The organism is Chelatococcus caeni (assembly GCF_014196925.1).
Taxonomy (GTDB): domain Bacteria; phylum Pseudomonadota; class Alphaproteobacteria; order Rhizobiales; family Beijerinckiaceae; genus Chelatococcus_A; species Chelatococcus_A caeni.
In genome coordinates this window covers 516,795-538,711 of sequence record NZ_JACIEN010000001.1, presented here as the reverse complement: position 1 = coordinate 538,711, position 21,917 = coordinate 516,795, and the positions used below count along the sequence as shown (strand labels likewise).

Genomic DNA, 21,917 nt, shown 5'->3' with positions numbered 1-21,917 from the left:
CCCGGCGGCAGCTCATTCCGGCATCGTCGCCTCGATCCTGATCGCCGCGTACCATGCGGCGAGGTTTGCGATCTCCTCGTCCGTCAGATCTTTCGCGACGATCGACATCATTTCCTGCTGCCGCTTTCCGGAGCGGAAGGCCCTGAGCTGGGTCTCGAGGTAGATTTCGCTCTCGCCCGCAAGATGCGGCGCCTCGGCAATGGTGGCGATGCCGTTGAGGCCGTGGCAGGTCTGGCACTTCGCCACAGCCAGCCCCCGTCCGGCCTTTACGTCGGCAGCCTGGGCGAGCACCGGCACGGCCGCAAGCACAGCGGCAAGGATTGCGATTGAACGCATCGTCATGGCTCTTCCTGCAAGGGCGCTGCGCCGGCGGGACGGCCACCGGCGCAGCGATCGTCTAATCGCCGTAGGAGATGCGGTAGAGCGCGCCGACAAGATCGTCGGATACGAGGATCGAACCGTCGCGCAGCTGGGCGACGTCGACCGGGCGGCCGAGATATTCGCCGCTTTCGGCCAGCCAGCCTTCGGCAAAAACCTCCGCCGTCCCGGCGCTGCCGTCGGGATTGACCGGGGCGAACATCACGCGGGCGCCGACGGGTTCCGTGCGGTTCCATGAGCCGTGCTGCGCCAGGAAGATGCCCCCGCGGTACTTCTCGGGAAACTGGCGGCCCGTGTAGAACGTCATGCCGAGATCAGCGGCGTGGGCGCTCGTCTCCACGACCGGCATGACCGTGTCGGGCGGCGGATCGGAATCCTTGTACTCGTTGGTGCGGACGGAGCCGCCGCCGTACCACGGGAAGCCGAAATGCTGCCCCGCGGCCGTCTGCCGGTTCAGTTCGCCGGGCGGGATGTCGTCTCCCATGCCGTCGACCTGATTGTCCGTGAACCACAGCTCGCCATTGGCGGGGTTGAAGTCGATGCCGACGGAATTGCGGATGCCATAGGTGTAGACCTCCCGGCCGGTTCCGTCCTGGCCGAGACGAATGATGCCGCCTATTCCCTGCTCCCGGTAGAGATCGCTCTTTTCCGGCGGCGGCACGTTGAAGGGCTGGCCGAGCGCGATGTAGAGCTTGCCGTCGGGCCCGACGCGGCAGACGCGGGCGGTATGGTTGTAGCTCTCCTCTTCGGTCGGGATCAGCTCGCCCTGCTTGACGACGTTGAAGGCGGCGACATCGGGGCTTTCGTAGAAGAACTCGGCCGCCGGGAACGAGAGCACCCGGTTGCGCTCGACGAGATAGAGAATGCCGTCCGGCGAGAAGCAGGGGCCGTTCGGGATGGTGAAGCCGATGGACGGCGCGAAATCCTTGACCTCGTCGGCGACGCGGTCCTTGTCGCGATCGGTCACCGCCCAGACCTTCGTCTTGCGGGTGCCGACGAAGGTGACGATCCCCTGTGGGCCGACGGCGATGTGACGCGCATCGGGCACGATGGCGTACAGGCTGATCTTGAATCCTTCCGGCAGCTTGATCTTCTGCAGGATCGCCTGGATGGCTTCGGCTTTCTTGCCGCCCTGGTCCACTGTCGTGAACGTGGCCACCCCCGTCGTCTGGAATTTCGACAGCTTTTCGAGATTATCCTGGGCGTAGGCCGAGAAACTTGCGCCGGCCAGGAGCGCAGCCAAGAGCACTGTCCTGTTCCGCATGATGTCCTCCCTCAGACAGCGCGGCCAGAATACCATCCTATGCGAGCGGCCCTGAGTCGGATTTCGCGACGGACATGGAAACGCCCCGGCCCCTCCCTCACCTCTTCCTTGCCGCGGGCTCCCGCGACAGCCCCTTGTCCTCGAGCTCCGCGAGATAGGCCTGCCACTTCGCCTCGACATCGGCGCCGAGCTCGTAGAGGTAGTCCCAGGTGTAGATTCCCGTGTCGTGCAGGTCGTCGAAGACGAGCTTGACGGCGTAGCGGCCGATGGGCTCGACGCCGATGATCTCGACGTTCTTCTTGCCCGATACCGTCTTGCGGTCGCCCGGCCCGTGGCCGCGCACCTCGGCGGAGGGGCTCGACACGCGCAGGTATTCGGCCGCGAGCGCGAACTGACGCCCGTCCTCGAAGGTGACGAGGAGCTGGCGGCGATCCTTCGCCAGGCGGACCTCGCTCGGCCAGTGGATGCTTTCCATGGATCGGGTGCTCCCACGCGCGGGACCGTGATCGGCTTTCATGCGAGATGCGCCGATCCGGGATTGATGCCTTGGCGATGACACTTAAATTGGTACGGTGAAAGACGCCAGAGCGGCAGCGCCGCTGGAGGGAGGGACCGGCATTGGCCGACACGACCGTTCTCGACCGGGGCGAAGCCCGGCCGACCTTGCCGCTCGTCGACCCGTTCGCGCGCGCCATCACCTATCTGCGCGTGTCGGTGACAGACCGGTGCGACCTGCGCTGCGTCTATTGCATGGCCGAGGACATGCACTTCCTGCCGAAGCGCGACCTGCTGACGCTGGAGGAGCTGGACCGGCTGTGCAGCGTGTTCATCCGCCGCGGCGTGCGCAAGCTGCGCATCACGGGCGGCGAGCCGCTGGTGCGGCGCGACATCATGCGCCTGTTCGGCTCCCTCTCGCGCCACCTCGACAGCGGCGCGTTGGAGGAGCTGACGCTGACCACCAACGGCACGCAGCTCGCCCGCCACGCGCGGGACCTCGCCGCCTGCGGCATCCGGCGCATCAACGTCTCGCTCGACACGCTGTCGCCCGCCACCTTCCGCACGCTGACGCGCTGGGGCGACCTCGACAAGGTGCTCGCCGGCATCGATGCGGCGCAGGAGGCGGGCCTCGCCGTCAAGATCAACGCCGTGGCGCTCAAGGGCGTCAACGAGGACGAGATCCCCGCGCTGATGGAATGGGCGCACGGGCGCGGCATGGACCTCACGCTCATCGAGGTGATGCCGCTCGGAGAGATCGAGCCGGCGCGGGTCGACCAGTTCCTGCCGCTCTCCCTCGTCAAGGCGCGGCTCACGGAGCGCTATACGCTCGACGAGCTCGACTACCGCACCGGCGGCCCCGCGCGCTACGTCCGCGTGCGGGAGACGGGTGGGCGCCTCGGCTTCATCACGCCGATGACCCATAACTTCTGCGAGAGCTGCAACCGTGTGCGCCTGACCTGCACGGGCACGCTCTACATGTGCCTCGGCCAGGAGGACGCGGCGGACCTGCGCACGCCGCTGCGCGCCTCGATGAGCGACGGGCCGGTGGAAGAGGCCATCGAGCGCGCCATCGCCCGCAAGCCGCGCGGCCACGACTTCGTCATCGACCGGCGCCGCCGCCAGCCCGCCGTCGGCCGGCACATGAGCGTCACCGGCGGTTGACGCACAGTCCCTTCTTCGCGATCTATCCCCGAGCTGCCGATCTGCGGCGGCCATCTGATTTGCGGAGGCGCCCATGGGTGCGGGTGAGCGTTACGACGTCATCGTCGTCGGCATGGGCGGCATGGGCAGCGCCGCGGCATATCATCTCGCGCGGCGCGGCAAGCGCGTGCTCGGGCTCGAGCGCTTCGACATCGGCCATGGCATGGGCTCGTCGCACGGCGTCAACCGCATCATCCGCCTCGCCTATTTCGAGCACCCCGACTACGTGCCGCTGCTGCGCCACGCCTATCGCCTATGGCGCGAGACGGAGCAGGCCTATGGCGAGCAGCTGCTCTTCATCACGGGTTCCATCGACGCGGGGCCGCGCGGCAGCCGCGTGGCGGCGGGCTCGCTCGCCTCGTGCATCGAGCACGGGCTCGACCATGAGGAGCTGACGGCGCGGGAGCTCGCCGAGCGCTTTCCCGGCTGGCAACTGCCGGACGGCTATGCCGCCGTCTACCAGCCGGAGGGCGGCTTCGTCGCCAGCGAGCGCGCCATCCTCGCCCATGTCTGGCTGGCGCTCGGGCATGGCGCCGAGATCCGGGCGCGCGAGCCGGTGCTCGCCTGGTCGTCGACCGGCGACGGCGTCTCGGTGCGCACGCCGCAGGGCACCTATCATGCCGAGCGGCTCGTCATGTCCGCCGGCGCCTGGATGGGCGAGATGGTGCCGGCGCTCGCCGGCAAGGCCGTGCCGGAGCGGCAGGTGATCGGCTGGTTCTGGCCGAAGGACCCGGCCCTGTTCGCCCTCGACCGCTTCCCTGTCGGCAATCTCCTCACCGAGCACGGGCACTTCTACGTCTTCCCGCAATGGGGCATGCCCGGCTTCAAGATCGGCCTCTACCACCATCTCAACGAGACGGGGACGGCGGACGACCTGCCGCGCGAGGCGAACGCGCGCGACGAGGAGGCGCTGCGCGCCGGCATCCGCCATTATTTCCCGGCCGCGGACGGGCCGGTGATGTCGCTGCGCGGCTGCCTCTTCACCAACACGCCGGACGAGCATTTCGTCATCGACACGCTGCCGGACGACCCGCGCGTCATCGTGGCCTCGCCCTGCTCCGGCCACGGCTTCAAATTCGCCAGCGCGATCGGAGATATACTCGCAGATCTGGCCAGCGGTGCGCGTCCTGCATTCGATCTCGGCCTGTTCAAGCTCGACCGGCTGGGCAAAGCGGCGTAATCATCGGCTGTTTCGCTCGAGGAGTTCATCTTGGCCACGGCTGCCGACAACCGGCGCGGCATCGTTGCGATGCTGGGCGCCATGGCGCTCTTCTGCTGCAACGACACGCTGGTGAAGCTCGCCACGAGCGCCTATCCGGCGAGCCAGATCCTCGCGGTGCGCGGCCTCTTCGCCGTCGTCGCGGCGACAGTGCTCGCCTTCGCCCTCGGCCAGGTCGGCAGCTGGCGCGGCCTCCGCAATCCCATGCTCCTCCTGCGCGCCTTCCTCGAGGCGGCGGTCGCCTTCACCTTCATCACCGCGCTCGCCCACATCCCGCTCGGCAACATCACCGCCATCCTGCAGGCGACGCCCATCCTGATGACCATGATCGCCGCCGTCATCGGTCTCGAAACCGTCGGCTGGCGGCGCTGGTGCGCCGTCTTCGTCGGCTTCTGCGGCGTGCTGCTCATCGTCAAGCCGGACATGGCCGGCTTCGACGCCTGGGCGCTCATCGCGCTCAGCGCCGCCGCCCTCGCCGCCATGCGCGATCTCGTCACCCGCCAGATCCGGGCGGAGGTGTCGACCGGCCTCGTCACCATCGCCAGCGCCGCCGCCGTGCCGCTCGTCGGCCTCGCCCTGGCACCGACGCAGGAGTGGCAGCCGATCGACGCCCGGGCCACGGGCTTCCTCGCCGGGGCGGCCGTGCTCGTCTCGCTCGGCAACTACTGCCTCATCGTCGCCTGCCGCGGCACGGACGTGTCGATCGTCTCGTCCTTCCGCTACAGCGTGGTCGTCTGGGCCATCCTGCTCGGGTTCCTCGTCTGGGGCGAGCTGCCCGACGCCCTCGCTATGGCCGGCACGGGCCTCATCGTCGCCGCCGGCGTCTATACGATCCACCGCGAGCGCGTGCGCATGCGCGAGGCCCGCGCCGGGGCAACGGCGCAGCAGCCGCAGGCCCGGCCTGTGGCGGCGGGGCAGCCGTGAACCGGCCCTTCGCCCCCCGGGCGGTCACGGCGCCGCCGCGGCCGAGCCTCGCCGTCCTCGTGGCGGTCTCGGCCCTGCAGCCGTTCGCGCTCAACGTGCTCGCGCCGGCGACGCCGGCACTCGCGCGCACCTTCGCCACCGACTACGCCACCATCCAGCTCACTCTCGGGCTCTATCTGCTCGCCGTCGCCGTCACGCAGGTGGTGATCGGCCCCATTTCCGACCGCTTCGGCCGCCGGCCCTGCATCATCGGCGGTGTCGCGCTGTTCACCATCGGCTCCTTCGCGGGGGCCTTTGCCGTCGACACGGTGACGCTGCTCGCCGCCCGCGTGGTGCAGGCGGCCGGTGGCGGCACCGCCTTCGCGCTGGCGCGCGCCGTCGTGCGCGACACGTTGGAAAGGGACGAGGCGGCGAGCCGCATCGGCTATCTCACCATGGTCATGGTGGTGGCGCCGATGGTGGCGCCCTTCGTCGGCGGCGTCATCGACCTGCACCTCGGCTGGCGCGCCATCTTCGGCGCGAAGGCGCTCTTCGGCGTCGCGGTGCTGGCCTATGCCCTTGCCGTGCTCGGCGAGACGGCGCCGAAGACGCATCTCACCAGCGTCGGCGACATGCTGCGCGCCTTCCCGCTCCTGCTCGGCGACCGGGGCTTCCTCGGCTATGCGCTCGCCCTGTCCTTCACGAGCGCGGCCTTCTTCGCCTTCATCGCCGGCGCGCCCTTCGTCGTGGTGGAGAGCATGGGGCGCTCAGCCGATGTCTACGGCGCCTTCTTCGCGCTGACGGCCCTCGGCTACATGGTCGGCAACTTCGTCTCCGGCCGCTATGCCCTGCGCATGGGCACCGACCTCATGGTGACGATCGGTACCGTGCTCTCGCTCGCCGCCATCGGCGCCGAGGTCGTGCTCATCGCCATGATGCCGTGGACGCCGGTGACGCTGTTCCTGCCCCTCGTCGTCAATGCCGTGGGCAACGGCCTCACCATGCCCGGCGCGACCGCCGGGGCGCTGTCCGCCCGGCCGGAAGCCGCCGGCACGGCCGCGGGCGTCGCCGGCGCGCTGCAGCTCGGGCTCGGGGCGCTCGTCTCCTTCATCACGGGGGCGGCGGTGGTGGCGGCGCCGACGGCGCTCATCGCCGTGATGGCGATCTGCATCGTCGCGAGCTTCGCCGCCCATCGCTACGGCCGCGCCGGGCGCAGCCGTTAGGATTTTAGACCATCGTCTAACAAGCCCGTCATCGGTGCAGGAAGGCGGATGCGCCCTTCTTGTATGCGACTGAACGATGCGCTACCACCCGTGCCGGGCGGTGGGCGTCAGACCCGGTCAATGGCCGCCCTCCAGGGGAAAAACCTCCAGACGAGAGGTAGCGGACGGTCCGGGAAGGGATGCTACGTGTCGATTCTACTTGCGATTTCGAGGGCCATTGACGCGGTCAATGCGCGCATCGGCCGCTGGGTTGCCTGGCTGATCGTGGTCGCGATCGCCGTTTCAGCCGTAAATGCCATCATCCGCAAGGCGTTCGACATGTCGTCGAACGCCTGGCTGGAGCTGCAGTGGGTCCTGTTCGGCGCGGTGTTCCTGATGTGCGCGCCGTGGACCCTGATCGTCAACGAGCATATCCGCATCGACGTGGTGCACGCCCGCCTCTCGGCCCGCGTGCGGAACTGGATCGAGCTCTTCGGCACGGTCTTCTTCCTCATGCCGCTGTGCGTCGTGATGCTGCTCACGTCGATCCCCTTCGCCGAGCGCTCCTACGCCATCAACGAGCAGTCGCTCAATGCGGGTGGCCTGCCGCAATGGCCGGCCAAGATGCTGGTGCCGCTCGGCTTTGCCCTGCTGCTGGTGCAGGCGGTTTCGGAGCTCATCAAGCGTATCGCGGTGCTGCGCGGCGACATCGACGACCCCCACGCCGATGCTGAACTTCCGCCAGAGGTGGCCGAAGCGGAGCAGATGATCCACAACCTCGGGCCCGGTGCCGGCTCCAGCCGGCCCTGACAATCCGCGAACGCTTCAGGAGCCTCTCCATGGTGGAGTTCTTCATCCACAACATGGCGCCGATCATGTTCGCGGCGCTCGTCCTCTTCCTTCTGCTCGGCTATCCGGTGGCCTTCGCGCTGGCGGCCAACGGGCTCATCTTCGGCCTCATCGGCATCGAGCTCGGCCTGTTCGTGCCCGACTTCCTGCAGGCCCTGCCGGAGCGCGTCTACGGCACGATGAACAACGACGTGCTCCTGGCCATCCCCTTCTTCACCTTCATGGGGCTCATCCTGGAGCGATCGGGCATGGCGGAGGACCTGCTCGACACCATCGGGCAGCTGTTCGGCACGGTGCGGGGCGGCGTCGCCTATGCGGTGGTCTTCGTCGGCGCGCTGCTCGCGGCGACCACCGGCGTCGTCGCGGCCTCGGTCATCTCCATGGGCCTCATCTCGCTGCCGATCATGCTGCGCTACGGCTATGACCGGCGCCTCGCTACCGGCATCATCGCCGCCTCGGGCACGCTGGCGCAGATCATCCCGCCCTCGCTCGTGCTGATCGTCATGGCCGACCAGCTCGGCCGCTCGGTGGGCGACATGTACCAGGGCGCCTTCATCCCCGGCGTGGTGCTGACGCTGCTCTATGCGGGCTACGTCTTCGTGGCCAGCATGGCGAGCCCGAAGATGGCCCCCGGCCTGCCGCCGGAAGCGCAGACGCTCAACGATCCCGACGGCCGCGCGCGGCGCCTGTCGCTGCTCGTCGTGACGGTGATCGCCGGCACGGCCGCCTATCTCGTCATGCAGCGCAGCAACGTGCGCAACCTGGCGGACCTCGTCGTGCTCACCTTGACGCTCGCGGTGGCCATCGCCTTCGCGCTCGCCCTCATCAACAAGCTCCTGCGGCTCAAGCTGCTGTCGCGCATGGCGGAGGAGGTCATCTTCGTCATGGTGCCGCCGCTGGCGCTCGTCTTCCTCGTGCTCGGCACCATCTTCATCGGCGTCGCCACGCCGACCGAGGGCGGCGCGATGGGGGCGACGGGGGCCGTGCTGCTGGCGCTGTTCAAGCGCCGGCTCACCTTCGACCTCCTGCGCCAGGCGACGTTCTCGACGGCGAAACTGTCCGCCTTCGTGCTCTTCATCCTCCTCGGCGCGCGCGTCTTCGCGCTCACCTTCTACGGGGTCGACGGGCACAAGTGGGTGGAGGAACTGCTGGTCGCCCTGCCGGGCGGCGAGATCGGCTTCCTGCTCTTCGTCAACATCCTCGTCTTCGTGCTCGGCTGCTTCCTCGACTTCTTCGAGATCGCCTTCATCATCATTCCCCTCCTGGTGCCGGCGGTGGAGCGGCTGGGGATCGACCTCATCTGGTTCGGCGTCATCCTCGCCATCAACCTGCAGACGAGCTTCCTGACGCCGCCGTTCGGCTTCGCTCTGTTCTACCTGCGCTCCGTCGCGCCGCGGCAGGCCTACCGCGACCGGCTGACCGGCAAGACCACGGCGCCGATCCTGACGAGCCAGATCTACTGGGGCGCCCTGCCCTTCATCTTCATCCAGATCCTCATGGTGGCGCTCGTCATGCTGTTCCCGCAGATGGTGCTGCACTACAAGTCGGGCCACGTGGAGCTCGACGAGCAGCAGCTCGAGGAGCAGCTGCAGAACCTCGCGCCGGGGCTCGACCAGTTCGCCCCGCCGATGGACCTCGGCCCGCCGAAGTTCGACTGATCGACGAAGAAATGAAAAGGGCCCCGGCGATGCCGGGGCCCTTTCGCTGTTGGCTGTCGACGAGCCCGCGTCACCCGCGGTTGCGGTTGCGGATCATGAAGTTGTCGTAGGTGTACTCGCACACCTGCCACCACAGATATTCGTCGTTGCGGAAGCTCCTCATCGAATCGTAGGTGCGCTTGAACAGCTCGTTCTTGGCGGCGATCTCGTCGAAGATCTCGTTGGTGGCCTTGAGCGAGGCTTCCAGGATCTCCTGCGAGAAGGGGCGCAGCTGCGCGCCGGAGGCAACGAGGCGCTTCAGCGCCGCCGGGTTGCCGGCATCGTACTTCTCGATCATGTCGGCATTGGTGAAGGCCGCCGCCTGGCGCAGGATCGCCTGGTAGTTCTTCGGCAGCCCTTCCCACTTCGCCTTGTTGATGAAGAAGTGGATGGAGGCGCCGCCCTCCCAGAAGCCGGGATAATAGTAATAGGGCGCGACCTTCTGGAAGCCGAGCTTCTCGTCGTCGTAGGGGCCGGCCCACTCGGCCGCATCGAGAGAGCCCTTCTCCAGCGCCGGATAGATGTCGCCGCCGGCGATCTGCTGCGGCACCACGCCGAGCTTCGCGAGCACCTGGCCGCCGAGGCCGCCGATGCGCATCTTGAGGCCCTTGAGATCGTCGATCGTCTTGATCTCCTTGCGGAACCAGCCGCCCATCTGGGCCGTCGTGTTGCCGCCCGGAAGCCCGTAGGTGCCGAACTTGCCGTAGAGCTCGTTGAGCAGCGTCATGCCGTCGGAGTGGTTGAACCAGGCATTCTGCTGGCGCGTGTTGAGGCCGAAGGGCACGGCGGTGCCGAAGGCGAAGGTCGGATCCTTGCCGACGTAGAAATACGGCGCCGAATGGCACATCTCGACCGTGCCGTTCTCGACCGCGTCGAGCGCCTGCAGGCCGGGCACGATCTCGCCCGCCGCGAAGACCTGGATCTGGAACTTGCCGTCCGTGGCCTCCGAGACGGCCTTGGCCAGCACTTCGCCGCCGCCGTAGATCGTGTCGAGGGACTTCGGATAGCTCGACGTCAGGCGCCACTTGATCTCGGGGGCCGACTGGGCGACGGCGGGCGCGGCAATCGTGCCGGCTGCAAGGCCGACGCCGGCCGTCTGCAGGAACTGACGACGCTTCATCCTCTCAACTCCTTAAGGTCGTTTCTCCCTTGAGGGCGGATCATTGCCGCCCGCTCCCCGTTTGGTGCGCTATCTGTGCTGCCCGGCCGGCAAAAGAGCAAGGGTGAAACAATGCCTTTCGAGCGTTCCAAACAAAAGGCCCCGCCGGAGCGGGGCCTTCCGTGCCGGGCTTCCGGCGGTTCATCTCACCCGCGGGCGCGGGCGCGGATCATGAAGTTGTCGTAGGTGTACTCGGCCACCTGCCACCACAGATATTCCTCGTTCCGGAACGCCATCATGCTGTCGTAGATCTTCTTGAACTCGGCGTTCTTGGCCGAGGTCTCGCTGTAGAGCTCGGCGGAGGCCTCGAGGCAGGCGTCGAGCACCGGCTGCGGGAAGGGCCGCAGCTGGGCACCGCCGGCCACGAGGCGCTTGAGAGCGGCCGGGTTCTTGGCGTCGTATTTCGCCAGCATGTCGACATTGGCGATGCCGGCCGCGGCGTGGAACAGCGCCTTGTAGGCGGCCGGCAGCTCGTCCCACTTCGCCTTGTTGATCATGAAGTGGAGGGCGGCGCCGCCCTCCCACCAGCCGGGATAGTAGTAGTACTTCGCGACCTTCTGGAAGCCGAGCTTCTCGTCGTCGTAGGGGCCGACCCATTCCGCCGCGTCAATCGTGCCCTTCTCGAGCGCCGGGTAGATGTCACCGCCGGCGATCTGCTGCGGCACGGCGTCGAGCTTGGCGAGCACCTGGCCGGCGAAGCCGCCGATGCGCATCTTGAGGCCCTTGAGATCATCGGTCGTCTTGATCTCCTTGCGGAACCAGCCACCCATCTGACAGCCGGTATTGCCGCCAGGCAGCGCAAAGGCGTTGTACTTGGCGAAGAACGCGTTGAGCAGGTCCATGCCGCCGCCGTGATAGAACCAGGCATTCTGCTGGCGGGCATTGAGACCGAAGGGAACGGCCGTGGCGAAGGCGAAGGTCGGGTCCTTGCCGACGTAGTAATAGGGCGCGGTGTGGCACATCTCGACGGTGCCGTTCTGCACGGCGTCGAGCGCCTGCAGGCCGGGCACGATCTCGCCTGCCGAGAACACCTGGATCTGGAACTTGCCGTCGCTCGCCTCGGACACGGCCTTCGCAAAGACCTCGGCCGCGCCGAAGATCGTGTCGAGCGATTTCGGGAAGCTCGAGGTCAGGCGCCACTTGATCTCCGGCATCGACTGCGCGATCGCAGGCCGAGCGAGAGCGCCTGCCGCGAGCCCAGCGCTCGCGGCACCCAGAAATTGACGACGCTTCATACATTTCCTCCCAAGGTTGCACTGATCCCGGGCGCCCCTCTGTTTTTTCGCGCGCCGCGACCACTCGCGACTGAGGCATATTCGCGGCCCGAGCACAACTGGGAAGAAAGTTGGGTGCAGCGAGGTTCCTTCGACGGCATGGCGCGGGGGCGGCACGCCGGGCAGGAGAGGAAAGGAAGCCGAACGCAAAAGCGCCCGGCGGACAGCCGCCGGGCGCTTCGCTGGCGAGGACGAGCCTCGTCGGAAAAGGCGAACCTCAGCCGCGCGCGCGGGCGCGGATCATGAAGTTGTCGTAGGTGTATTCCGCCACCTGGAACCACAGGTACTCGTCGTTGCGGAACGCGCGCATGTGGTCGTAGATCTTCTTGAAATCGGCGTTCTTGGCCGAGGTTTCCTCGTAAATCTCGTTGGCCGACTTGTAGCAGGCCTCCATGACCTCCTGCGGGAAGGGGCGCAGCTGGGCGCCGCTCGCCACGAGGCGCTTGACCGCGCCCGGGTTCTTGGCGTCGTAGCTCGCCTGCATGTCGGCATTGGCGCGCGCCGCCGCCGTCGTCACGACGGAGCGGTAGATCTCCGGCAGCTCGTTCCACTTCGCCTCGTTGAAGAAGAAGTTGAGCGCCGCGCAGCCTTCCCAGAAGCCGGGGTAGTAGTAGTACTGCGCGACCTTCTGGAAGCCGAGCTTCTCGTCGTCATAGGGGCCGACCCACTCGGCCGCGTCGATGGTGCCCTTCTCGAGCGCCGGGTAGATGTCGCCGCCGGCGATCTGCTGCGGCACGGTGCCGAGCTTGGCGAGCACCTGGCCGGCGATGCCGGCGATGCGCATCTTGAGGCCCTTGAGATCGTCGACCGACTTGATCTCCTTGCGGAACCAGCCGCCCATCTGGGTGCCGGTGTTGCCGCCCGGCAGCATGTAGAGGCCCGACTTCTTGTAGAACTCGTTCAGCACCTCGAGGCCGCCGCCGTGCAAGAACCAGGCGTTCATCATGCGGGCGTTGAGGCCGAAGGGCACGGCGGTGCCGAGCGCGTAGGTCGGGTCCTTGCCCACGTAGTAGTAGGACGCGGAATGGCACATCTCGACGGTGCTGTTCTGCACCGCGTCGAGCGCCTGCAGGCCGGGCACCAGTTCGCCGGCCGCAAAGACCTGGATCTGGAACTTGCCGTCCGTCGCCTCGGACACGGCCTTCGCGAACAGCTCGGCGGCGCCGAAGATGGTGTCGAGCGACTTCGGGAAGCTCGACGTCAGACGCCACTTCACTTCCGGCATGGACTGGGCAATGGCGGGCATGGCAACCGCGCCGGCGGCGAGGCCCGTGCCTGCCGCGGTCAAAAACTGGCGACGCTTCATATCCGTTCGTCTCCTCTGAGCTCTCCCGTTTGGCCTTGGCGGTTCGTTGCCGCACTCCCTCTGTGGCGTGCACATGAAGGCAGTCCGCGCAGCGATTCAAGACGGAATCTCGTGCTGGGCCCCTGGATTTTTCGCACGACGCGAGCGGGTGTCGATCGCCTCACTCGATCACGATGCGCGGAGCGGCACGGCCGGCGGTCCCGCCGGCGAGCCCGGCCGCGATCTTGCGGGCGATGTCGAGATAGGCCCTGGCGTGGGGGCCGTCGGGCTCGCTGACGACAACGGGCAGGCCCGCGTCGGACTTTTCGCGGATCGTCATGTGCAGCGGCACCTCGCCGAGGAAGGGCACGCCGAGGCGCTCCGCCTCGTGGCGCGCGCCGCCGTGGCCGAAGATGTCGGAGGCGTTGCCGCAATGGGGGCAGATGAAGGTGCTCATGTTCTCGACGACGCCGAGGATGGGCACGTCGACCCGGCGGAACATGGCGACGCCCCGGCGCGCATCGATGAGCGCGAGATCCTGCGGCGTCGAGACGATGACGGCGCCGGCGAGCGGCACGGCCTGGGCCATGGTGAGCTGGGCATCGCCGGTGCCCGGCGGCATGTCGACGACGAGCACGTCGAGATCGCCCCAGGCCACCTCGCGCAGCATCTGCTGGATGGCGGACATCACCATCGGCCCGCGCCAGATCATGGCCGCCTCCTCCTCCACGAGGAAGCCGATGGACATGACCTTGAGGCCGTAGCCCTCGAGCGGCTTCAGCGTGCGGCCGGAGACGACCTGCGGCCGGCCCTTGAGGGCGAAGAGGCGCGGCATCGAGGGGCCGTAGATGTCGGCGTCGAGCACGCCGACGGAGAGGCCGGTGCGGGCGAGCGCCAGCGCGAGGTTGCAGGCGGTGGTCGACTTGCCGACGCCGCCCTTGCCGCTCGCCACGGCGATGATGTGGCGCACGCCGGCCACGGCCGCCTTGGCCTGCGCCGCCGCCGCGCGCGGCCCGGGCTGGCGCTGGGGCGGGGCGGAAGGCCCTGACCCCGCCGGCCGGTCGGACGTCAGGGTGACGATGGCCTGGTCGATGCCCGGCACGGAGGCCGCCGCCTCCTCGGCCGCCCGGCGCATCGCCTCGAGCTCCATGGAACGGGCAGGATCGATGGCGATGGAGAAATAGACCTTGCCATCCTGGACGACGACTTCGGACAGCGCCCCCGATTGCGGCAGGGGCGTCTTGCCGTCGGGCCCCGCCACGCTCGCCAGCCGCTCCAGAATCGTCTCCCGCGTCACCATCTCGTTCCTCCTTAGAACGGGCGCACATTGGGACGGGCGGCAGACCCGGTCAACACCGAGAGGGTCGCACCCTGAGGGCGGGCCGGCGCATCACCTTGCGGCAAATCATCCACATGCCTTGCCCGAAATGTGGCGATCGTGGAAACATCACGCCAGCGCCCGGCCGGCCGAAAGCCGCCAGGACAACAGAAGAATAGCCGATCCAGGGGTTCATCATGCGCTTGACCATTGCCGTTGCCGCCACGCTTCTCGCCCTGACGGGCGCGGCCTCCGCCAAGGAATGGAAGGAAATCCGCATCGCCACGGAAGGCGCCTATCCCCCGTTCAACTTCGTCGGTTCCAACGGTGAACTGCAGGGCTTCGACGTCGACATCGCCAAGGCGCTCTGCGACAAGGTGGGGGCCAAATGCACCGTCGTGGCGCAGGACTGGGACGGCCTCATCCCGGCCCTCATCGCCAACAAGTACGACGCCATCGCCGCCTCGATGTCGATCACCGAGGAACGCAAGCAGCAGGTGGATTTCACGGAGCGCTACGCCAGCGCGCCGGTGTCCTTCGTCGCGCCCAAGGACACGAAGCTGACCGGCGTTGCCCCGGCCGACCTCAAGGGCAAGATCGTCGGCGCCCAGTCCTCCACCACCCACGCGACGATGCTCGAGGACGTCTACGGGCCCGAGGGCGTCACGGTGAAGCTCTATCCCACGCTCGACGAGGCGAACGCCGACCTCAAGTCGGGCCGCGTCGACACCGTCTTCGCCGACAAGATCGTGCTGCTCGACTGGCTGAAGAAGGATGGAGCCGATTGCTGCAAGGTCCTCGGCGACGTCGACGATAAGCAGTACGCGCAGTATTTCGGCGAGGGCATCGGCCTTGCCGTCCGCAAGGGCGACCAGGACCTCAAGGAGCTTCTGAACAAGGCCATCGCCGATATCCGCGCCGACGGCACCTACGACACGATCGCGAAGAAGTACTTCGACTTCGAGATCTATTGAGCCGAATGCCTCATGCGGGGCGCAAGCGATCCTTCTCCTTGCCGGGAGAGGGATCCGGGGGCGGGGGCCAGCCTCATGATTCGAAGCCAGGCATGGCGCCCATGGCTGCCGTCCCCTCCCTGCGGGCGGGAAGAGGGGGCGGGCGCTCTCGTCCCCACTGTTGCTGACGGCAGCTCCGACAGCCACCGCAGATGCAGGGCTCGCCGAGGTCCGCCTGCGGCACCGGCGGTGAATGGATGACCTATTATCTCGACCTTCTCTCCTTCGGGCCCGACGGCTGGGGGGACGAACTCGCGCAGGGCGCGCTCATCACCATCGCGCTTGCGGTGCTCACCCTGCCCTTCGGGCTCATGCTCGGCCTTTTCGTCGCCCTCGGCCAGCGCTCCGGCAGCCGCATCGCCCGCAATGTCGCGGTCGTCTTCACCACCGTCTTCCGCGGCCTGCCCGAACTGCTGACGCTTTTCATCGTCTATTACGGCGGCCAGCTCCTGCTGCAGAAGCTGGCATCCGCCGTCGGCTACACGGCGCAGATCCAGGTCAATTCCTTCCTCGCCGGCTTCGTCGCCCTCGGGCTGGTGCTTGCCGCCTTCTCCAGCGAGGTGTGGGTGGGGGCCCTCAACGCCATCCCGAACGGGCAGCGCGAGGCGGCACGCGCGCTCGGCCTCTCCGCCCGCCTCAGCTTTCGCCTCGTCGTCCTGCCGCAGCTCGTCCGCGTCGCGCTGCCCGGCCTCGGCAACAACTGGCTGGTGCTGCTGAAGGACACGTCGCTCGTCTCGACCATCGCCCTCGCCGACCTGATGCGCCAGACCAACATCGCCGTGGGCAGCACGAAGGAGCCGCTGTTCTTCTATTTCGTCGCGTGCCTCGTCTATCTCTTCTTCTCCATGCTGTCGGGCGGGGCGCTCGGCTGGCTCGAGGCGCGGACGAGCCGCGGCCAGGTGCGGAGGCCCGCATGAGCGACTTTCTCGGCGGCCTCATCAACCTCGATCTCATGGCGCGTTACGGCCCGCGCTTTCTCGACGGCGTCCTCGTCACGCTGCAGCTCGTGGGGATTTCCTTCATCCTCGGCGGCCTGCTCGCCGTGCCGGTGGCGCTCGCGCGCCTGTCGAAGAGCAGTGTGCTGCGCACCCTCGCCTATTCCTATGTGTACTTCTTCCGCGGCACGCCGCTGCTCGCCCAGGTCTTCCTCGTCTATTACGGCGCCGGGCAATTGCGCGACGCCTTCGAGGCGGTGGGGCTGTGGACGTTCTTCCGCGACGCGTGGTTCTGCGCGCTGCTGACCTTCACGCTCAATACCGCGGCCTACCAGGCGGAAATCCTGCGCGGCGGCATCCAGGCTGTCCCCGGCGGCCAGAACGAGGCCGCCTTCGCCCTCGGCCTGCCGCGCTGGCTCGCCTTCGTGAAGGTGGTGCTGCCGCAGGCGCTCGTCACCGCGCTGCGCCCGCTTGGCAACGAGCTGATCCTGATGATCAAGGCGAGCGCCATCGTCTCGCTCATCACCATCTACGACGTCATGGGCGTGACGCGGCTCGCCTTCTCGCGCAGCTTCGATTTCCAGGTCTATTTGTGGGCGGCGGCCCTTTACCTCATCCTCGTCGAGGGGGTACGTCGTCTGTGGGCGGTCGCCGAGCGGCGGCTGACGCGGCATCTGAAGCCGGCATGATCAACCGGCGCGGGCCCGGTGCGCGCCATCGGCCCGCCAATCATCGGGAGCGGAACACATGAAGGTTGCCTTTCTCGGGCTCGGCGTCATGGGCTATCCCATGGCGCGCCACCTCAAGGACAAGGGCCACGAGGTCACCGTCTACAACCGCACGGCCGCCAAGGCCGAGAAGTGGGTGGCCGAGAACGGCGGGCGCGCGGCCGCCACGCCGAGGGCCGCGGCCGAGGGCCAGGACATCGTCTTTTCCTGCGTCGGCAACGACGACGACCTGCGCGCCGTCACCATCGGCCCGGACGGCGCCTTCGCCGGCATGAAGCCCGGCGCCATCTTCGTCGACCACACGACCGCCTCGGCGGAAGTGGCGCGCGAGCTCCATGCGAAGGCGAAGGAGATGGGGCTCGGCTTCGTCGACGCACCGGTCTCCGGCGGGCAGGCCGGCGCCGAGAACGGCGTGCTGACCGTGATGTGCGGCGGCGATGCGGCCGACTACGCCAAGGCCGAGCCGGTCATCGCGAGCTTTGCCCGCGCCTGCCGGCTGCTCGGCCCCTCCGGTGCCGGCCAGCTCACCAAGATGGTCAACCAGATCTGCATCGCCGGCCTCGTGCAGGCGCTCTCGGAAGGCGTCCATTTCGCCAAGAAGGCGGGGCTCGATGTCGAGGCGGTGATCTCCGTCATCTCCAAGGGCGCTGCGCAGTCCTGGCAGATGGAGAACCGCTGGAAGACCATGAACGAGGATAAGTTCGACTTCGGCTTCGCCGTCGACTGGATGCGCAAGGACCTGGGCATCTGCCTGGCCGAGGCGCGTCACAACGGCGCCCATCTGCCCGTCACCGCGCTCGTCGACCAGTTCTATTCCGAGGTGCAGCGCCTCGGCGGCAACCGGTGGGACACCTCGTCCCTCATCGCACGCCTCGACCGCTGACCTTCCTTGCCGGGCGGGACGCCGCCCGGCGCTTCTTCCGGCATGCTGGGAGCGCCCAAGTGGATGCAACCGTCGCCATTTCTTGGCGCAGCCGGCTCGCTGGCTGCCTCTATTAATCAGGCTCTGTCGGATAAATCTGATGGGTTGGATCGTACCAAAGAATCTCGAATTTCGAGACAATCCGGAAGCCCCATAGCCGCCTTTTGTTTCCAAGGCGAAAGCGAAAGATCGTATCCCCAAAACGATCAATTTCTATCAGGCGGAGTTGTGCCTCGTCGCATACAGACTCGGTATCCATGTTATGGTGCGACTTGTGCCCATTTCCCGTTGTGAACTTATCGATTTCGCCCCACGTTAACTTAGCCCACTCTTGCAGCTTGGGGCTAATTACGACACTCCAATCAACAGCGGACCATTGCCGACCAACGCCCCACGACCATGCACCGTCGCGGTCTGCCGTTTCGTCGCTCCAACTGACCGGCATCGCAAAAATTGAACCAGGATCCGCCCCTGCTCGGACCTGCTTTCCGCTTGGAGGCTGAGAAAGCAATCGGGCCGCCTTACCAGCAGCCCTCAGCTTCTTCTGAATCGCCCGCTCGACTCGGGCTTCACGGCGCCGTAACCGCGTCATCCGGAGAAAGCGACGAATAATAATCAGCGACGACCGCAAGGTCGACAATGGAATTCTGACCGCGCCCGTACGCCTCTTTCCAAGGATACTCCATGTGCGTCAAATCGCTGAGCCACTGGGCATCCTTATCGCCATAAAATTCAAGTACGAGATCAATGGTTTCCTTTTGAGCTTCGCTCAGGCCCGCCGAGCTTCCCGCCGCAATCTCAGAGATACGGAAGCGTCCGCGTGCACTTTCCCAAAGATCGCGGACGACCGGACCGTTCTTCCATGCCTCAATGGGCTCGTTGAACAGCGTATCGTCGTCCCACACTATGGACCATACTTGGCTATAATAGACCAGCTTCTGGAGCTTCATGGTTGTCATAGGACCACGACACTCTAAAATGTACTGAGCCACATCACGGGCCGTAGGCATCGCCACCTCCTCGTGCCTATTTGTAATATATACTCATTGAACCTATTAAAATCAAGCGATTTGACATCTACTTACCGTTCTCAGCGAAAAACAGTTTGGCTTACATAAGAACTATGCCAGCAGCATAATAACCAACTCAGACCTCCCGCGTCAGGCCGTCCTCGGCGAGAAGGAAGCCCGCCGCGGCGGCCTCATGCTGCGCGGCCAGCATGGCCTCGCTCATGTGGGTCAGCATGATGGCACGGGCCGTCAACCGGTCGCGGTTGGCGATGAGCGTCCTGAGATCGAGGTGGTTCGACGTGCGCCCGGCCGGGCGGTAGCACTCGACGACGAAGAGGTCAGCGTCGCGGGTGATGTCGACGAGCGCATCGGTCCAGGTCGTGTCGCCGGAATAGGCGAGCACGCGCCCGCCGGCCGTGACGCGCACGCCGGTCGACGGCGCGCCCGAGGCATGGACGACCTCATGGCTCTCCACCCTCGCCTCGCCGAAGGCCCAGGGCGTGCGCAGGGGCATGTCGATGACCTTGAGCGGGAAGCGCCAGTCGTTGCCGACGGCGCCGGGATAGAACACCTCGAGCGCCGCCTCCAGCCGCTCGCGCGTGCCCGGCGGGCCGGCGATGGTGAGCGGCGTCTTGCGGCTCGAGGCGAACTGCGCATCGAGGAGGAGAAACGGCAGGCCGCCGAAATGATCGCCGTGCAGATGCGTGAGAACGACCGTGTCGATGCTGTTCGGCGAGATGCCGCGCTGCTTCAGGGCGACCAGCGAGGTGGCGCCGAAATCGACCGCCATGGTGGTGCGGCCGGCCTCCACCAGGAGGCAGGTGTTGAACCGCCCGCCCGAACCGAAGGCATCGCCGCTGCCGATGAACGTCAGGCGCATGGCTCAGGCCTCCGGACCGGCTGAGCCCGGACGAATCGCCTCCCGCACAACGCCTTCGCGCATCATCGTTTCCTCCTGCGGCGGGGTCGCTTCGCCCGTTTCGGGCAAGTCGACCATCGCCGCCGGCGCCCGTCAATCGCGGCCGCCCGGCCGGCGGCCGGCTCCACAAAAAAGAAGGGCGCGGTGTTGAGCCGCGCCCGAGGAGGGGTCAGGGAGGGAGGTCCTTGATGTCGATAACTGTAGCCCTCCACCTTTGTTCCCGATGTGCGCCAGAACACATGGGCGGCGGTTTCGTGAAAGACGGGGTTAATCGATCCTTAACGCCGCGCGCGCCAGTCCGCCGGCCGCTCGAAACGGCCCTGCCATAGGCCGAGGCGCCCTTCGCGCGCCGCCGCCTCCTCGGCATGGTACCTGCCGCTCGCCACCGCCCAGCCGGTCGCGACGAGGCTGGCGTTGACGTCCTCCTCGCCGACGCTGCAGCGCCCGAGCAGGCGGCCGTAACGGTCCTTGCCGTCGAGGATGCAGGTGACATCGGCGCCGGCGACGAGGCGGACGAGGGCGCTGCGCGCGGCCCGGCCGCAGGGGTAAGGTCCGGACGGCTTGTCGCAGAGCTGGTCGATCTCGGGCGCGTCGATGCCCTCGAGGCGCAGCGGCCGCCCGTCTGCGAGCCGCAGCGTGTCGCCATCGACGACATCGACGGACCCGGCGACGCGCGTCTCCTCGCGCCACAGCAGCAGTCCGAGCGCGACCAGCAGCCCCGTAAGGATAGCCGACGCGCGCGCGAGGTCGCGCAGCCGCCGCTCCACATGGCGCTGCCCACCCCGCCCTGTCGCAAGCCTGCCCCTTCGCATGGCCGCTTTCTAGCGGAGCTGTCTGATGAGGACCTTAACGGCAGGGGCCACCACGCCGAAAAGGATTGATCGCGGCGAAACCGGGCGGAAACCACGCGGGGGCGGCTGCATCGCCTGCAGCACGATCAGCAATCGCGACGAGACCGGCGCGAAATCCACCCCGCGGAGGCTTTCAAAGCTGCCACCGTCGGTCAATGCGAGCACACGCAAATAAAGGAAGATAGTTTTTGGCCTCAAATAATAATTCACGCGCTACCTGAAAGAAATATATCCGTAAAATTTTACTAAATGCCGATTTTATGCCATCTAAGGAAACATATAATGGATCGTCGAATAATATACGCCATAAGGAAAATTGTTACTTTGCTATGTTGATTGAAGTGAGGGTTTCATGGACAGACTTATGATGATGGCGGTATTTGCCCGCGTCGCCTCCAATGGCAGCTTTGCAGAAGCTGCACGGCATTTTCGCATTTCACCGGCGGCGGCCACCAAACACGTGCAGATGCTGGAGGAGTGGCTGGGGGCGCGGCTGCTCAACCGCACCACGCGGCGCGTCAACCTGACCGAGGCCGGGGCAGAGTTCTATGCGCGCTGCGTGCCGATCCTCGAGGAGGTCAACGACCTGCGTCACGGCGTCAGCTCGATCCAGGATCAGGCCAAGGGCACCTTGCGCATCAACGCGCCGATGACCTTCGGCGTCACCTATCTGATGCCGGTGATCGACAGCTTCCTCAGGGACCATCCGGAGGTGCAGGTCGACCTCACGCTCAACGAGATGATCGTCGACATCATCGAGGAGGGCGTCGACCTCGCCATCCGCATCGGGCGCCTCAAGGATTCCTCGCTCATCGCGCGCCGGCTCGCGCCATGCCGCTTCGCCCTGTGCGCCGCCCCCGCCTATCTTGCGGCGAACGAGGCGCCCGGGCGGCCGGCCGACCTCGCGCAGCACGCCTGCCTCGACTACGCCTACCGGCAGAGCCAGTCGAACTGGACCTTCCAGGGGCCCGAGGGGGAAGAGAGCGTGCGCGTGCAGCCGCGCATCATCGTCAACAACAGCCTGATGCTGCGGGAGGCGGCGCTGCGCGGCCTCGGCGTCATCCTGTCGCCGACCTTCGTCGTCGGGCCGGAGATCGCGAGCGGCACGCTCGTGCCGCTGATGCCCGACTACACGCCCACCGAGGCCGGCATCTACGCCGTCTATCCGCAGGCGCGCTACCTGCCGCTGAAGGTGCGGCTCTTCGTCGACCGGCTCGTCAGCCATTTCGCCGGCGAGCCGGCATGGGACCGCTGGCAGGCGGAGCCGCAGCAGCAGCGCAATGTCGCCTGAGG

Annotated in this window: 20 protein-coding genes and 1 pseudogene; 11 read left to right on the top strand and 10 right to left on the bottom strand. The window is 66.9% G+C overall.

All coding sequences use genetic code 11. The annotated features are described in order from the left end of the window. Positions 1 to 12: 12 nt before the first annotated feature. From GGR16_RS02675 to GGR16_RS02665, 3 genes are all read right to left on the bottom strand, one after another. Positions 13 to 342, bottom strand: a complete 330-nt coding sequence (locus GGR16_RS02675) for a c-type cytochrome (protein ID WP_019400539.1) — start codon at positions 340 to 342, stop codon at positions 13 to 15. Positions 343 to 397: 55 nt separating this feature from the next. Then, entirely contained in the window at positions 398 to 1,642 is a 1,245-nt protein-coding gene (locus GGR16_RS02670) for a PQQ-dependent sugar dehydrogenase (protein WP_026014837.1), read from the bottom strand. A gap of 97 nt (positions 1,643 to 1,739) precedes the next feature. Continuing rightward, positions 1,740 to 2,117, bottom strand: a complete 378-nt coding sequence (locus GGR16_RS02665) for a gamma-butyrobetaine hydroxylase family protein (RefSeq protein WP_183315637.1) — start codon at positions 2,115 to 2,117, stop codon at positions 1,740 to 1,742. A 143-nt stretch (positions 2,118 to 2,260) separates the two neighbouring features. Here GGR16_RS02665 and moaA point away from each other — a divergent pair, with 143 nt between their 5' ends. The 6 genes from moaA to GGR16_RS02635 all read left to right on the top strand — a co-directional run bounded on the left by moaA (position 2,261) and on the right by GGR16_RS02635 (position 9,171). Next, positions 2,261 to 3,301 carry a GTP 3',8-cyclase MoaA gene (gene moaA / locus GGR16_RS02660; RefSeq protein WP_019400542.1) on the top strand — a complete coding sequence of 347 codons (1,041 nt, stop codon included), beginning with the start codon at positions 2,261 to 2,263 and terminating at the stop codon, positions 3,299 to 3,301. Between the two features lie 73 nt (positions 3,302 to 3,374). Beyond that, positions 3,375 to 4,520, top strand: a complete 1,146-nt coding sequence (gene solA, locus GGR16_RS02655; protein ID WP_183315636.1) for an N-methyl-L-tryptophan oxidase — start codon at positions 3,375 to 3,377, stop codon at positions 4,518 to 4,520. A gap of 30 nt (positions 4,521 to 4,550) precedes the next feature. Then, positions 4,551 to 5,483, top strand: a complete 933-nt coding sequence (locus GGR16_RS02650) for a DMT family transporter (protein WP_183315635.1) — start codon at positions 4,551 to 4,553, stop codon at positions 5,481 to 5,483. After that, positions 5,480 to 6,685, top strand: a complete 1,206-nt coding sequence (locus GGR16_RS02645) for a Bcr/CflA family efflux MFS transporter (RefSeq protein ID WP_183315634.1) — start codon at positions 5,480 to 5,482, stop codon at positions 6,683 to 6,685. Before GGR16_RS02650 ends, GGR16_RS02645 begins: the two co-directional genes overlap by 4 nt. A 186-nt stretch (positions 6,686 to 6,871) precedes the next feature. Then, positions 6,872 to 7,474, top strand: coding sequence for a TRAP transporter small permease subunit (locus GGR16_RS02640; RefSeq protein ID WP_019400546.1), 603 nt, complete (start codon positions 6,872 to 6,874; stop codon positions 7,472 to 7,474). Positions 7,475 to 7,503: 29 nt separating this feature from the next. Continuing rightward, the gene (locus tag GGR16_RS02635) at positions 7,504 to 9,171 is read left to right on the top strand and encodes a TRAP transporter large permease (RefSeq protein ID WP_019400547.1); all 1,668 of its coding nucleotides are present in this window, start codon (positions 7,504 to 7,506) and stop codon (positions 9,169 to 9,171) included. A 70-nt stretch (positions 9,172 to 9,241) separates the two neighbouring features. Here GGR16_RS02635 and GGR16_RS02630 read toward each other — a convergent pair whose 3' ends face one another. The 4 genes from GGR16_RS02630 to apbC all read right to left on the bottom strand — a co-directional run bounded on the left by GGR16_RS02630 (position 9,242) and on the right by apbC (position 14,228). Then, the gene (locus GGR16_RS02630; RefSeq protein ID WP_019400548.1) at positions 9,242 to 10,330 is read right to left on the bottom strand and encodes a TRAP transporter substrate-binding protein; all 1,089 of its coding nucleotides are present in this window, start codon (positions 10,328 to 10,330) and stop codon (positions 9,242 to 9,244) included. Between the two features lie 185 nt (positions 10,331 to 10,515). Then, positions 10,516 to 11,604, bottom strand: coding sequence for a TRAP transporter substrate-binding protein (locus GGR16_RS02625; RefSeq protein WP_026014838.1), 1,089 nt, complete (start codon positions 11,602 to 11,604; stop codon positions 10,516 to 10,518). 256 nt (positions 11,605 to 11,860) lie between these two features. Next, entirely contained in the window at positions 11,861 to 12,949 is a 1,089-nt protein-coding gene (locus GGR16_RS02620) for a TRAP transporter substrate-binding protein (protein ID WP_019400550.1), read from the bottom strand. A 160-nt stretch (positions 12,950 to 13,109) separates the two neighbouring features. Next, positions 13,110 to 14,228, bottom strand: a complete 1,119-nt coding sequence (gene apbC, locus GGR16_RS02615; protein ID WP_019400551.1) for an iron-sulfur cluster carrier protein ApbC — start codon at positions 14,226 to 14,228, stop codon at positions 13,110 to 13,112. Positions 14,229 to 14,443: 215 nt separating this feature from the next. Between apbC and GGR16_RS02610 the strand changes: the two genes are divergently transcribed. The 4 genes and pseudogenes from GGR16_RS02610 to GGR16_RS02595 all read left to right on the top strand — a co-directional run. Continuing rightward, positions 14,444 to 15,220: an ABC transporter substrate-binding protein gene (locus GGR16_RS02610; protein ID WP_019400552.1), complete on the top strand. Its 777-nt coding sequence runs from the start codon at positions 14,444 to 14,446 to the stop codon at positions 15,218 to 15,220. A 236-nt stretch (positions 15,221 to 15,456) separates the two neighbouring features. Beyond that, a complete protein-coding gene (locus tag GGR16_RS02605) occupies positions 15,457 to 16,176 on the top strand; it encodes an ABC transporter permease (protein WP_019400553.1) in 720 nt (239 codons plus the stop codon). Next, complete coding sequence (locus tag GGR16_RS02600; protein ID WP_019400554.1) at positions 16,173 to 16,883, top strand: ABC transporter permease; 711 nt, start codon at positions 16,173 to 16,175, stop codon at positions 16,881 to 16,883. The genes GGR16_RS02605 and GGR16_RS02600 overlap by 4 nt, the downstream gene beginning before the upstream one ends. 34 nt (positions 16,884 to 16,917) lie before the next feature. Next, positions 16,918 to 17,805: pseudogene (locus GGR16_RS02595) on the top strand (NAD(P)-dependent oxidoreductase); the annotation flags it as partial. Positions 17,806 to 18,413: 608 nt separating this feature from the next. On the opposite strand, the gene GGR16_RS02590 reads toward GGR16_RS02595, so the two are convergent. From GGR16_RS02590 to GGR16_RS02580, 3 genes are all read right to left on the bottom strand, one after another. Beyond that, positions 18,414 to 18,794 (bottom strand): Panacea domain-containing protein, encoded by a 381-nt coding sequence (locus tag GGR16_RS02590; RefSeq protein WP_246372786.1) that lies wholly within the window; start codon positions 18,792 to 18,794, stop codon positions 18,414 to 18,416. 196 nt (positions 18,795 to 18,990) lie between these two features. Continuing rightward, positions 18,991 to 19,734 carry an MBL fold metallo-hydrolase gene (locus GGR16_RS02585; protein WP_183315631.1) on the bottom strand — a complete coding sequence of 248 codons (744 nt, stop codon included), beginning with the start codon at positions 19,732 to 19,734 and terminating at the stop codon, positions 18,991 to 18,993. A gap of 317 nt (positions 19,735 to 20,051) precedes the next feature. Next, a complete protein-coding gene (locus tag GGR16_RS02580; protein WP_082312520.1) occupies positions 20,052 to 20,585 on the bottom strand; it encodes a thermonuclease family protein in 534 nt (177 codons plus the stop codon). Positions 20,586 to 20,976: 391 nt separating this feature from the next. Here GGR16_RS02580 and GGR16_RS02575 point away from each other — a divergent pair, with 391 nt between their 5' ends. After that, on the top strand, positions 20,977 to 21,915 hold the full coding sequence (locus tag GGR16_RS02575; RefSeq protein ID WP_246372784.1) for a LysR family transcriptional regulator: 939 nt from the start codon (positions 20,977 to 20,979) through the stop codon (positions 21,913 to 21,915). Positions 21,916 to 21,917: the final 2 nt, after the last annotated feature.

Coding starts and splice junctions, on each gene's coding strand:
- GGR16_RS02620 (WP_019400550.1), bottom strand. CDS start 12,949: ATGAAGCGTCGCCAGTTTTTGACCGCGGCAGGCACGGGCCTCGCCGCC.
- GGR16_RS02630 (WP_019400548.1), bottom strand. CDS start 10,330: ATGAAGCGTCGTCAGTTCCTGCAGACGGCCGGCGTCGGCCTTGCAGCC.
- GGR16_RS02665 (WP_183315637.1), bottom strand. CDS start 2,117: ATGGAAAGCATCCACTGGCCGAGCGAGGTCCGCCTGGCGAAGGATCGC.
- solA (WP_183315636.1), top strand. CDS start 3,375: ATGGGTGCGGGTGAGCGTTACGACGTCATCGTCGTCGGCATGGGCGGC.
- GGR16_RS02590 (WP_246372786.1), bottom strand. CDS start 18,794: ATGAAGCTCCAGAAGCTGGTCTATTATAGCCAAGTATGGTCCATAGTG.
- GGR16_RS02675 (WP_019400539.1), bottom strand. CDS start 342: ATGACGATGCGTTCAATCGCAATCCTTGCCGCTGTGCTTGCGGCCGTG.
- GGR16_RS02625 (WP_026014838.1), bottom strand. CDS start 11,604: ATGAAGCGTCGTCAATTTCTGGGTGCCGCGAGCGCTGGGCTCGCGGCA.
- GGR16_RS02605 (WP_019400553.1), top strand. CDS start 15,457: ATGACCTATTATCTCGACCTTCTCTCCTTCGGGCCCGACGGCTGGGGG.
- GGR16_RS02670 (WP_026014837.1), bottom strand. CDS start 1,642: ATGCGGAACAGGACAGTGCTCTTGGCTGCGCTCCTGGCCGGCGCAAGT.
- GGR16_RS02600 (WP_019400554.1), top strand. CDS start 16,173: ATGAGCGACTTTCTCGGCGGCCTCATCAACCTCGATCTCATGGCGCGT.
- GGR16_RS02585 (WP_183315631.1), bottom strand. CDS start 19,734: ATGCGCCTGACGTTCATCGGCAGCGGCGATGCCTTCGGTTCGGGCGGG.
- GGR16_RS02580 (WP_082312520.1), bottom strand. CDS start 20,585: ATGCGAAGGGGCAGGCTTGCGACAGGGCGGGGTGGGCAGCGCCATGTG.
- GGR16_RS02575 (WP_246372784.1), top strand. CDS start 20,977: ATGGACAGACTTATGATGATGGCGGTATTTGCCCGCGTCGCCTCCAAT.
- GGR16_RS02610 (WP_019400552.1), top strand. CDS start 14,444: ATGCGCTTGACCATTGCCGTTGCCGCCACGCTTCTCGCCCTGACGGGC.
- GGR16_RS02635 (WP_019400547.1), top strand. CDS start 7,504: ATGGTGGAGTTCTTCATCCACAACATGGCGCCGATCATGTTCGCGGCG.
- apbC (WP_019400551.1), bottom strand. CDS start 14,228: ATGGTGACGCGGGAGACGATTCTGGAGCGGCTGGCGAGCGTGGCGGGG.